6 protein-coding genes are annotated in these 12,435 nt (G+C 49.2%); 5 read left to right on the top strand and 1 reads right to left on the bottom strand.

Annotated elements, in window-relative coordinates:
- Nucleotides 1-126 precede the first annotated feature (126 nt).
- Complete coding sequence (locus MoGM_RS13105) at nt 127-2,232, bottom strand: rhamnogalacturonan lyase (protein WP_158249617.1); 2,106 nt, start codon at nt 2,230-2,232, stop codon at nt 127-129.
- Nucleotides 2,233-3,525: 1,293 nt separating this feature from the next.
- Here MoGM_RS13105 and hflX point away from each other — a divergent pair.
- The 5 genes from hflX to nagB all read left to right on the top strand — a co-directional run bounded on the left by hflX (nt 3,526) and on the right by nagB (nt 12,435).
- A complete protein-coding gene (gene hflX / locus MoGM_RS12500; RefSeq protein WP_104370376.1) occupies nt 3,526-4,773 on the top strand; it encodes a GTPase HflX in 1,248 nt (415 codons plus the stop codon).
- A complete protein-coding gene (locus tag MoGM_RS12505) occupies nt 4,766-6,589 on the top strand; it encodes a DUF4954 family protein (protein WP_104370377.1) in 1,824 nt (607 codons plus the stop codon). Before hflX ends, MoGM_RS12505 begins: the two co-directional genes overlap by 8 nt.
- A gap of 142 nt (nt 6,590-6,731) precedes the next feature.
- Complete coding sequence (locus tag MoGM_RS12510; RefSeq protein ID WP_104370378.1) at nt 6,732-9,638, top strand: pitrilysin family protein; 2,907 nt, start codon at nt 6,732-6,734, stop codon at nt 9,636-9,638.
- A 136-nt stretch (nt 9,639-9,774) separates the two neighbouring features.
- Nucleotides 9,775-11,418 carry a fumarate hydratase gene (locus tag MoGM_RS12515; RefSeq protein ID WP_104370379.1) on the top strand — a complete coding sequence of 548 codons (1,644 nt, stop codon included), beginning with the start codon at nt 9,775-9,777 and terminating at the stop codon, nt 11,416-11,418.
- A 222-nt stretch (nt 11,419-11,640) separates the two neighbouring features.
- Nucleotides 11,641-12,435, top strand: a complete 795-nt coding sequence (gene nagB / locus MoGM_RS12520) for a glucosamine-6-phosphate deaminase (RefSeq protein WP_104370380.1) — start codon at nt 11,641-11,643, stop codon at nt 12,433-12,435.

A 12,435-nucleotide genomic window follows, 5' to 3' on the forward strand; every position in this document is an offset into this window, starting at 1 on the left:
TTAAGTTTGTTTTGGGTTATCAATTATTGTTTACGGTGGCAAATATAGGAATAAACAAAATCACCGATATATGACAATCGTACATATATCGGTGATTTTGTTCGTTATGAATGCATTTTAATGCTTTTATTTCAGAAATTCTACAGCCGATTTGTCTGGGCCCAGGTAGAAGCCCGTGTGTGGCGGTTGGTTGTATCCCACGTTTTGCGTTGCCATGCTCAGGCGGTAGGGCATGTCTTCCATCAGGCAGTTGATGCGGTGTCCTGTGGGAACGGTAGATACATATATGCGCAGTTCGTTGCTGTCTTCCGTGCGGGTTATGACCTCTTCCCGCCAGTCACCGATAATGTCGCCGCTCAGGCACGGGTTTGACTTCGTGCCGTTGTTGAACCTGCAACCCTCGAACTTTATAAGCGGATACGTGCGTCCGGTCTGCCAGTCGTATTTCGTCACGGTCTCGTGGTCGAGCAATTCGCGCAACAGGTCTCCGTCCCACCATATTCCGAAGTTTGTCGATACCCGTGCGCCGCGGTAGTATAGGGCTGTGTTGTCATTGGCGGCCGCTGCCGCGTCGCTGTCGGCCTGTTTCGCTTTCATCTGTTTTTTTGCCTTGGCCGGCAACACTTGTTCGCCCTTTATGTTTCTGATACCGTGGCTGTCCGAACTCCACATTTCCAGTCCCGGGTTTGTCGGATCGATGTCGGCAGCCATGCACCGCCCCACGTCGAATCCGCTTTTTATTTGAAATATGATCTTGCCAGTGGCGGCATCTCGAAGTTCGCTTCCGTCTCGCCTGTTCTCATGGCAGTCCCACAGTTGCAGCTTGTCGCTTGTCGGGTCGAAGACCGTAAGGTGCATTGCGTCGCCGTGTCCCATGCCCGTGTTGTACAGTCCCGTCCCGTCATGGTCTATGGCCATAGAGCCGTATGTTATCTCGTCGCGTCCGTCTCCGTCCACGTCAGCCACACGGATGTTGTGGTTGCCCTGGCCTGCATACGAACGCCAACGCTCGTCGTTGGTGTCGAATGTCCACCTGTTTGTCAGTGTCTTGCCGTCCCAGTCCCATGCCGCGACTACGGTGCGTGTGTAATATCCGCGGCAGAAAACGGCGCTTGCCTTGTGTCCGTCGAAATAGCCCACGGCGGCGAGGTATCTGTCCGAGCGGTTGGCTTTCTCATCGCCCCAACCGCTCATGTCGCCACGTTCCGGGATATAGTCGACTGTGGCCATCGCTTCTCCGGTCAGTCCGTTGAACACCGTGAGATACTCGGGACCTTCGAGTATCTTTCCCGACCTGAAACCAACTCCCGGCCACGGAGTGCGCTGCCATTGGCGGTTGCTGTTCTTCTTTCCTTTCTTATCTTTAGTGCCCGTGTCGTGACGTTTATCCTGTTTGCGCATCTCCTCCCGTTCGCGGCGCATCCTCTCTCTTTCCCGTGACTCTTTCACCGCTCTTTCACGGTTCTTGTCGAAGTGGGCCATAGCTTCATTGACGCCGTGACGCCAATCGGCGTCGGCATTGCCTATCACTTTTCCTTTTCCGTCTATAGTGCCGTCGGCAGTCTTCATCATCACTTCCGCCCGTCCGTCGCCGTCGAGATCGTATACTATAAACTGCGTATAGTGTGCTCCGCTGCGTATGTTTTTGCCCATGTCTATTCGCCACAGGCGTTCGCCGTTCAGGCGGTAGCAGTCAAAGATCGTGTTGCCGGTAAATCCGTCATGCGCGTTGTCGTGCGAGTTGGACGGATCCCATTTCAGTATTATCTCATACTGTCCGTCTCCGTCCACATCGCCAACACTCGCGTCATTTGCCGAGTAGGTGTATGTGCGTCCGTCCGGTGTGATGCCGTCTGCCGGCTTTTTCAGCGCTATGGGCAGGTAGCCTGCCGGAGCGTCGGCCTTCAATATATATGAACCGTCTTTTCCACCGCCTCTCACCTCGTATGTCACATCGCCCGACAACGGTTTTTTGTCTGTGAAGAAAGTACCGCCGTCCGTCATGGGCAGGTCGTTCAGTTTAACCCCGTTACGGTAGATGTCGAATGGCTCTCCTTTGCCGTCGCTTGTAAGTGTGCGCCAGCTTACTATCACGTTACCGTTGTCCTGTTTTATTGCCACAACACCTCTGTTGAGTTGTTCCCTCACGATATTCTTCATGTCATACCGCGGTTGGCTCCACGCATAAAGACCACCTAAGGCGAGAAGCGCGAAAATAAGAATTCGTTTCATTCGATTTGTTTAATGTATGGTTAGTATTTATTCTTTTATATTTTATTGTGATGTCCGGCGTGGCGAAAGGTTTAACGTCTTGCGGTCAAATCTCCTACGTATGCCGTAATGCGTCGGAGATATGGAGTTGGCATATATCTTTATTTCATGTGATGTATAGTGAAGTGTATCGTGATATTGCTTTTATCTGATGATGTTTTATTGTAAATTTGTAGCGACAGAAATGGTGTTAAAAGATAATCTTATGATAAAAAATTACAAAACAGGTTCTTGTGGCAGTGCTGACGCGTTATCGGTTTGCATGGAGATACATTCGGGCATACCGTGTTTTTTGATAAAACAGAAAGATGGCACAATTCTCTTTTTGTCCCCATAGACCGTGATTGCTCATGGTTTTGCAGGCCGTCGGCACATATCGTTTGCCTTGCCGCCTGTTTGTCAGGCTTCCGGTACTTTGTGCCGGAAGCCTTTTTTTGTTGTTTCCGGCTGTTATTCGCTCTGCGTTCAGATACCCGTTGCCGTGCAACGGGTATCTGAACGCAATGCAACGGGTGTCTAAACGCATCGCAACGGGTATCCCGTTGCATGCCAACCGGTATCTGAATGCAAAATAACTTCCGTTTTGGCTGAAATTTCCGGAAATTTACTGTCGGTAAATAGTGTTTTGTCAAAAAACAAAGTAAATACTTGTCGTTTTTAACTTTTGAACTGTATAAAAAATCACAGGTTCGATTGTGAAACTATTTTACATGTGCCCGGTCGGATGGGTGGTTTTTCATCATGCCGTAAGCGATTTCGTTTCCGTTCTTTTAGTCTTTATCATCTGTTTTTTGCCGTTGTGATTGCCGTTTCTCGTTAATTTATGCTTTAAAAGCCGATAAATAATTTTGTGCTTCACTCAACTTGCGTTATCTTTGCAAAAGGTAAAGGCGACGTTTCGGCAAGTGTCTCTTTCTTGTCGTGATGGAGCGTTTTTTCGATGGCAGGCCCGATGTGTATCTGGCAGGCTTGCCGTGTTGGGATATTCAAAGCGGTGAGACAATGGACATTATTGTATAAAATAAAGATTATAGGCTTATGTGATTTAACTGAAACCTGACAGTACGGCGATGAAGCCATGAAGCGGACACCCCCAAGGGATAGATTGTTCGACGGGTGCGATTCATGATGTGAACAATGTCCATTTCCGTATGATAGCCGTACTATAAGACGTGTATGTGATGATAGACGAAAGTGATGCCGGACGGAAAAGACAATGTGTCCGGATTGTATTAAAAACAGAAAGGAAGATTAATGAAAGAATTTGTTATATCGGAAGCAAAGGCTGAGACAGCCGTACTTGTTGGCCTTGTGACCAAAGACCAGGACGAAACCAAGACAAAAGAGTATCTCGACGAGCTTGAATTTCTCGCCGATACGGCAGGCGCCGTCACTGTAAAGCGGTTCACGCAGAAGGTGGCCGGCCCGAGTTCGGTGACATACGTGGGCTCGGGAAAACTGGAAGAGATAAAGAAATACATAGAAGACGAGGAGGAAGCTGAGCGAGAGGTTGGTATGGTTATATTTGATGATGAGTTGACCGCCAAGCAGATGCGCAACATCGAGAAAGAACTGAAAGTGAAAATACTCGACCGTACATCGCTAATTCTCGATATATTTGCCATGCGGGCACAGACCGCTGAAGCCAAGACACAGGTCGAACTGGCACAGCACCGATACATGCTGCCGCGACTGCAACGGCTCTGGACACACCTCGAAAGACAGGGTGGCGGCTCCGGCGGCGGTGGCGGAAAGGGTAGTGTGGGGCTTCGCGGTCCGGGAGAGACACAGCTCGAAATGGACCGCCGCATAATCTTGCAACGCATAACGCTGCTGAAGCAACGTCTCACGGAGATTGACAGGCAGAAGACCACTCAGCGGAAAAACCGAGGGCGCATGATCCGTGTGGCGCTCGTGGGATATACCAACGTCGGCAAGTCGACGATAATGAACCTGCTGGCGAAGAGCGAGGTGTTTGCGGAGAACAAGTTGTTCGCCACTCTCGACACCACGGTGCGCAAGATGGTGATAGACAATCTGCCTTTCCTTTTGGCCGACACCGTTGGATTTATCCGTAAGTTGCCGACAGACTTGGTGGACTCGTTCAAGTCGACGCTCGACGAGGTGCGCGAGGCCGACCTGCTCGTTCACGTGGTGGACATATCGCATCCCGACTTCGAGGAACAGATAAGCGTGGTGGAAAAGACACTGGGTGAACTCGGGTGTGCCGACAAACCGTCGATGATAGTGTTCAACAAGATCGATGCCTATACATGGGTTGAGAAAGAACCTGACGACCTCACGCCACCGACGAAAGAGAACGTAACGCTTGATGAGCTGCGCAAGACGTGGATGGCTAAGATGGACGACAGTTGCCTTTTCATATCGGCTCGCGAGAAACAGAATATAGACGAGTTGCGTGATGTGCTTTACAAGCGTGTGCGCGAGTTGCACGTACAGAAATATCCGTACAATGATTTCCTGTATCAAGACTATGAATGACAATTACAGAAGCCTTACTCTCGATGAGATAACGGTTCTCGAAAGTAACGGGTGTACGGCCGAAGACTGGAACACGGTGTTTGTGGCCGATGATTTCACTCCCGATTATGTCAGGAGAGTGGCTTTTTACGGGGAGATCAACCTGGGAGTGTTCGACAAGCATATAGAGGTTGAAGAGGGCTTCATGCGTCATTCGGGTATAAGTAATGCCACGTTGCGCAACGTTACCATAGGCGATAACTGCCTTATAGAGAATATTGGCAACCACATCAGCAGCTATGTGATAGGCGAGGAGTGCTATATATCCAATGTCGGAGTGATGACTACCGTGGAGGGTGCTACCTATGGGTGCGGCAACACAATATCGGTGATGAACGAGGCAGGTGACGGAAACGTCATACTGTATGACGGGTTGACGAGCCAGATGGCTGCTTTCATGGTGGAAGCGGCCGGCGACAAACAACTGTGGGCTGCGTTGAGGGACATCATAAAGCGACAAGCGGAAAGATGCCGGCCGGAGCAAAGCACCGTGGGATACAGGGTAAAGATAGTGAACTCGCGTGAGATTGTCAACGTGTGCGCAAGCGATGACTGCGAGATAAACTGCGCTTCGCGTCTTGTTGACTGCACCCTGACCGGCAGTGGAGACTCGGGAGTATATATAGGAAATGACGTGATATGCGAGAACACGATAGTGGCAGCCGGAGCTTCGGTGCTCAATGGTGCGAAAACAGACAACTGTTTCGTGGGTGAGGCCTGTCATATAGGAAAAGGTTTTTCGGCGGAAAACAGTGTGTTCTTTGCAAACTCATATATGGATAACGGTGAGGCCTGCGCGGCGTTCTGCGGGCCTTTCACCGTGAGCCATCACAAATCTACGCTTCTTATCGGCGGCCGACTGTCGTTCTATAATGCCGGTTCGGGAACGAATTACAGCAATCATGCCTATAAGATAGGTCCAATACATTATGGAACGTTGGAGCGTGGCTCGAAGACGGCGAGCGGGGCTCATATACTTATGCCGGCTGCCATCGGGGCGTTTACCATGTGCATGGGGAAGATCTCCAATCATCCTGACACTTCAGACCTGCCTTTCTCATATATCATAGCGTCAGGCGACAAGACATTCATTGTGCCGGGGTGCAATCTCGCCACTGTTGGCACGTACCGTGACACGTCCAAATGGCCGAAGCGTGACATGCGGCCGCATGCCGACAGAAAAAGCATAGTGAATTTCGACTGGCTCAGTCCATATACCATACGCAAGGTGATGGCTGGAAAGAAACTGCTCGAAAAACTGCGTTCCGAGCAGGGGGATGTCATGGCCGAGTACCGATACGGCGGTTGCACGATACGGCACGGCTCGTTGGTGAAAGGTATTTTATGGTATGACATGGCATTGAAAATGTATTTCGCAGATGTCGTGAGGAACTGTCCGGGTGATCTTCCGCGCGGTATGACGGGCACGGGAGAATGGACAGACCTTGCCGGACTGTTGGTGCCAAAGTCGGAAACGGATAGGCTGGCAGACGATATAAAGACAGGAGAGACGGATAGCGTAGAGAAAATCGAAAGCCGCTTCAAGGCGATGCACGAGCGGTATGCCGATTATAGGTGGAACATGACTTACGGGATGTTGCTCGATTATTACGGTATTGATATTTTGTCGGCCGATGATATGGAGCGTATTGCCGCCGACGGGGGGGGCGCCCGCGACGCATGGCTTGCCGCCATAGCCCGCGATGCGGAGAAGGAAGCTGCCCTTGGAGATGTGGACGAAGACGTGCTGAACGACTTTCTGTCTAAGATTAAGTAGGCGGATGCGTGTCGTTTGGCATGTTGTCGAGGTGATAAAGAATATATTACGTGTCAAGTTTTTTTGTGGTATGGACAAAAAACACTAACTTTGCAACTCTAAGTTGGCATTGTGTTGACAATCAATAAAATGACATATTAAGATGAACATGAAATCAATGGCGGCCGCCTGTCTTATGGCTATAGTGTCGATGGCGGCTCAGGCAAAGGATTACAAGTATGAGAGCGTGAGAGGTGACATGATGAACACCCGCATATATACTCTCGATAACGGACTGAAAGTATATCTTTCGGTCAACAAGGAGAAGCCGCGCATACAGACGTATATCGCCGTGCGTACCGGAAGCCGCAATGATCCGGCGGAAACGACAGGCTTGGCGCATTATCTCGAGCATATAATGTTCAAGGGAACGACAAGTTTCGGTACATCGGACGCTGCCAAAGAGGCGCCTCTGCTCGACTCCATTCAAAACCGTTATGAGGTATATCGCACTCTTACCGATCCCGAAGACCGTCGCCGCTGCTATCGTGCGATCGACAGTTTGTCACAGGTCGCGGCACAATACAATATCCCCAATGAGTATGACAAACTGATGTCGGCAATCGGAGCGCAGGGCACCAATGCCTATACGGGCAACGACGTGACTTGTTATATAGAGGATATACCGTCTAACGAGGTTGAGAACTGGGCGAAAGTACAGAGCGACAGGTTTCAAAACATGGTTGTAAGAGGTTTCCACACTGAGCTTGAGGCGGTATATGAGGAGTATAATATAGGTATAGCCAATGACATGTCGAAGGTGTGGAAGGCTATGTTTGCCAAGTTGTTTCCCAATCATCCTTACGGCACCCAGACTACGATAGGAACGCAGGAACATCTTAAAAATCCTTCGATTGTAAACATAAAGAACTATTTCAAGAAGTATTATGTTCCGAATAATGTGGCCATCTGTCTTTCGGGTGATCTTGATCCGGAGCGTACGGTAGAGGTAATAGACCGTTATTTCGGCGGTTGGAAGGCAGATCCCAATCTCTCGTTTCCTGAATATGAGCCGGTAAAGAAACTGACAGCGCCGGTGGATACGACCGTAATAGGCAATGAAGCAGAGCTTTTAATGCTTGCATGGCAACTCGACAAAGCCGCTTCCGCCCAAGCGGATACGGTAGAAGTGTTGTCTTATCTGCTTCAAAACGGTACAGCCGGAATGTTCGACCTTGACATAAACCAGAATATGTTGTGTGCCGAGGCTGGCGCTTTCCACTCGTTTCTGAATGAGTATTCGATGCTTGTTCTTTACGGACGGCCTAAAGAGGGGCAGACACTTGACGAAGTAAAGACCGTGATGCTCAATGAGATTGGCAAGTTGAGGAAAGGCGATTTTGATGACGATTTGATACGGTCGGTGATAAACAATCTCAAATTGAACTACTATCGTAATATCGAAGACAATGGCAAAAGGGCTGACATGTATGTCGACGCATTCATAAATAACATTGAATGGGAACGTGTGGTGACCAAGTTTGACCGCATGTCTAAGTTTACAAAGAAAGATATAATAGACTTCGCCAACCGCCATTTCGGTGATAATTACGTGGCAGTGTACAAACGTACAGGTGAGGACGGCACATTGCGAAAGATTGATAAGCCGCAGATTACGGCCATTCCGGCGAACAGGGATATGCAGAGTAAGTTTGTAGGAGACATGCTCAACAGCATCCCTGAACCGATACAACCGCGTTTCCTTGATTTCAAGACTGACTTGTCGTATGGAAAAACGAAGAAGGGCATGCCGGTGATGTATGTCAAGAATACGACAAACGGTACTTTCACGCTCTGTTTCCGCTATGGTTTTGGAGAGGAAAGCGATATGTGGTTGCCTTTTGCGGCCGATTATCTTGATTATCTCGGCACGTCTAAGATGACGGCAGAACAGCTTAAAAAGAAGTTTTACAGTCTTGCTTGTAAGTATAATGTGAGCGTAGGCGCAGGCTCTATGAATATCATAGTGTCGGGACTTGCCGACAATATGGCCGAGGCACTCGCCCTCACCGAAGACTTTCTGGCAAATGCCAAGGTTGACACGGCTGCTTACCGTAAGTATGTCGATGTGGAGATAAAGACACGAAAGGATAAGAAACTCGATCAGAAGGCAAATTTCTCTGCTCTTTATATGTATGGCCTTTACGGTCCGTATAACGCGCTTCGCAACGTGCCGGGCAACAAAGCGCTGCTTGAAAGAAATCCCCGGGAGCTTATAGATATGGTCAAGGATATTCGGAACTATGAGCACGAAGTTTATTATTGTGGTCCGGCAGAGATGGAAGAAGTTATCTCGGCAGTGGACAAATATCACAAAACGACGAAGAAACTCATGCCTGTGCCCACAGGAAAAGAGTATACCGAGCAACAGACACCCAGGAACGAGATACTCATCGCGCCGTATGAGGCAAAGAACATATACATGCGCCAGTGTCATAATGAAGGTCGGATGTGGTCTCCCGATAAGGAGGTTCTGGTGTCGTTGTTCAACGAGTATTACGGTGGAGGCATGAATTCGGTTGTTTTTCAGGAACTGCGTGAGAGCCGTGCGCTTGCTTACAACGCATGGGCAAATTATTTCACCCCGTCTCGTAAGGGGCATCCGGAGTTCACGGTGACGCATATTATATCACAAAACGACAAGTTGCTTGATTGCATCAACGCATTTAATGGCATCATTGATACTATCCCTCAGTCTGAAAAGGCGTTTGAATTGGCAAAGCAGGCTCTGACAAAGCGTCTTGCCGCCGCACGGACCACCAAGTTCGGAATACTCAACGCTTATATAAAAGCGAAAAACTTAGGTATCGACTATGATATAAATGAAAAGATATACAATGCCCTTCCGTCGGTAAAACTCAGCGATGTGGTTGAGTTTGAGCGTGAGCGCATGGCGTCAAAGCCGTATCTTTACATGATACTCGGCGATGAGAAAGAGCTTGATATCAAGTCTTTGGAGAAGATAGCGCCTATCCGTCGCGTGACCACAGACGAGATTTTCGGATATTGACAGACTTTCTATCTGATATTGGCGCATTGTTTCAAAAACAATAGGATTAAGGAAATAGAATATTAACAAATGCGGACTGACATGTGCTTGGCACCAAGTCTTACCGTCTCCGCATTCTTAAACAATATAATTAAATATGGCAACAACACCTGAATTTAAGTACGCTCCGATGTTTCAGACCGGTAAAGACACCACGGAGTATTATCTGTTATCGAAAGAAGGCATATCGCTTGGCGAGTTTGAGGGCAAGACAATTCTTAAAATAGCTCCCGAGGCGTTGACGATGATGTCCAATGCTGCGTTCCGTGATGTCAATTTCTTGCTGCGCCGCTCGCATAATGAGCAGGTAGCCAAGATTCTGACAGATCCCGAGGCGAGTGATAACGACAAATATGTGGCACTCACATTCCTGCGCAATGCCGAGGTGGCATGCAAGGGTAAGTTGCCTTTCTGCCAGGATACCGGTACTGCCATTATACACGGCGAGAAAGGACAGCATGTATGGACGGGCTTCTGTGATGAGGAGGCACTGTCGAAAGGCGTTTACAAGACATACACTGAAGAGAATCTGCGCTATTCGCAGAATGCTCCGTTGAATATGTATGACGAGGTTAACACACGCTGCAACCTGCCGGCCCAGATAGATATTGAGGCCACGGAGGGTGACGAGTACAAGTTCCTTTGTGTGGTGAAAGGCGGCGGTTCGGCCAATAAGACATATTTTTATCAGGAAACCAAGGCACGAATACAAAATCCGGGCACTCTTGTTCCGTTCCTCGTCGAGAAGATGAAGACGCTCGGCACGGCCGCATGTCCTCCTTACCACATCGCTTTTGTCATAGGCGGCACATCGGCAGAGAAAAACCTTCTCACAGTAAAACTTGCCTCGACGCACTACTACGACAATCTGCCTACTACGGGCGATGAGACCGGACGTGCGTTCCGTGATGTCGAATTGGAAAACCAATTGCTCGAAGAGGCTCATAAAATCGGTCTCGGAGCGCAGTTCGGAGGTAAGTATTTCGCCCATGACATACGTGTGATCCGTCTGCCGCGCCACGGAGCAAGCTGTCCTATAGGCCTCGGAGTAAGCTGCTCCGCCGACCGGAACATCAAGGCAAAGATAAATAAAGACGGTATATGGATAGAGAAACTTGACGATAATCCGGGCGAGCTGATTCCCGAGGAGTTGCGCAATGCAGGGGAAGGCAATGCCGTGAAGGTTGATTTGAACAAGCCTATGAGTGAGATTTGCGAGTTGCTCAGCCGATATCCGGTATCTACCCGTGTGAGCCTCAACGGTACTATTATCGTTGCCCGCGACATCGCTCATGCCAAACTTAAAGCCCGTCTTGATGCAGGCGAAGGTTTACCGCAGTACTTTAAGGACCATCCCGTGCTCTATGCCGGTCCGGCAAAGACCCCGGATGGAATGCCTTGCGGTTCGATGGGTCCGACAACGGCCAACCGTATGGATCCTTATGTGGATGAGTTTCAGGCCAATGGCGGTTCGATGGTGATGATAGCAAAGGGCAACCGCACCCAGGAAGTGACCGACGCATGTCATAAGCACGGCGGTTTCTATCTTGGAAGCATCGGTGGTCCGGCGGCCGTTCTGTCTATGAACTCCATTAAGAGCATAGAGTGCGTGGAGTATCCCGAGCTTGGCATGGAGGCTGTATGGAAGATAGATGTAGAGGATTTCCCCGCATTCATACTCGTAGACGACAAGGGTAACGATTTCTTCAAGCAATTGAAGCCCTGGGCTCCGAAGTGCTGATGATATGAAATTGGGTGATATAATCTTCGGAATACAGTTTTTCGTGGATATTATATAAGCAGCGGAGGGAGCCTGAAAAAGTCGGATAACAATTCCGGTCGCATGTTTTCATGTGCCTATGATATTGTTTCAAGACTTTTTCAGTCTCCCTTTTTGCTTGTCATCCTGTACCTATTGCCTATTTTATAATGCGTAACATAATCTGAAAAAACAAACAAGGCCATGAGAGTTATCATAGAACCAAACTACCAACTGCTGTCGCAATGGGCGGCAAACCATGTCATAGGACTTATAAACGCCGCCAATCCGACGGAGGACAAGCCTTTCGTGCTCGGCCTGCCCACGGGCTCCTCACCGCTTGGCATGTACCAGGCACTTGTCCGTGCCTATCAGGACGGAATAGTATCGTTCCGCAACGTGGTCACATTCAATATGGATGAGTATGTGGCCCTGCCCGAGTCGCATCCGGAAAGCTACCATTCTTTTATGCGGAAGAATTTTTTTGATCATGTCGACTGTCCGGAAGAAAACATTCATATACTCAACGGCAACGCCGAGGATCTTGAAGAAGAGTGCCGCATGTATGAGGATACCATTTTGAAATACGGAGGCATAGACCTCTTTGTAGGCGGAATAGGTCCCGATGGCCATATAGCGTTTAACGAGCCGGGGTCTTCTCTTTCGAGCCGCACGCGCATGAAAACACTTACCAGCGATACACGCATCGCCAACAGCCGTTTCTTCGGCGGCGACCCGGCAAACGTGCCGCAGTATGCCCTTACAGTCGGGGTGGGCACGGTGATGGATGCCCGTGAGGTTATGATACTGTGCAACGGTCATGCGAAGACACACGCGTTGCAGGCTGCCATTGAAGGGCCGGTGACCCACATGTGGACAGTAAGTGCCTTGCAGATGCACCGCCATGGTATAATTGTGTGCGACGATGCGTCATGTGACGAGTTGAAAGTTGCCACCTATCGTTATTTCAAGGAGAAAGAGCGCAACAATATATTGTGA

Origin of the sequence: Prevotella sp. MGM1, assembly GCF_002933775.1 — a bacterium.
Classification (GTDB): domain Bacteria; phylum Bacteroidota; class Bacteroidia; order Bacteroidales; family Bacteroidaceae; genus Prevotella.

Bases quoted from the DNA above. Each gene is read 5' to 3' on its own strand.
- MoGM_RS13105 (WP_158249617.1), bottom strand. From the start codon at position 2,232: ATGAAACGAATTCTTATTTTCGCGCTTCTCGCCTTAGGTGGTCTTTAT.
- hflX (WP_104370376.1), top strand. From the start codon at position 3,526: ATGAAAGAATTTGTTATATCGGAAGCAAAGGCTGAGACAGCCGTACTT.
- MoGM_RS12505 (WP_104370377.1), top strand. From the start codon at position 4,766: ATGAATGACAATTACAGAAGCCTTACTCTCGATGAGATAACGGTTCTC.
- MoGM_RS12510 (WP_104370378.1), top strand. From the start codon at position 6,732: ATGAACATGAAATCAATGGCGGCCGCCTGTCTTATGGCTATAGTGTCG.
- MoGM_RS12515 (WP_104370379.1), top strand. From the start codon at position 9,775: ATGGCAACAACACCTGAATTTAAGTACGCTCCGATGTTTCAGACCGGT.
- nagB (WP_104370380.1), top strand. From the start codon at position 11,641: ATGAGAGTTATCATAGAACCAAACTACCAACTGCTGTCGCAATGGGCG.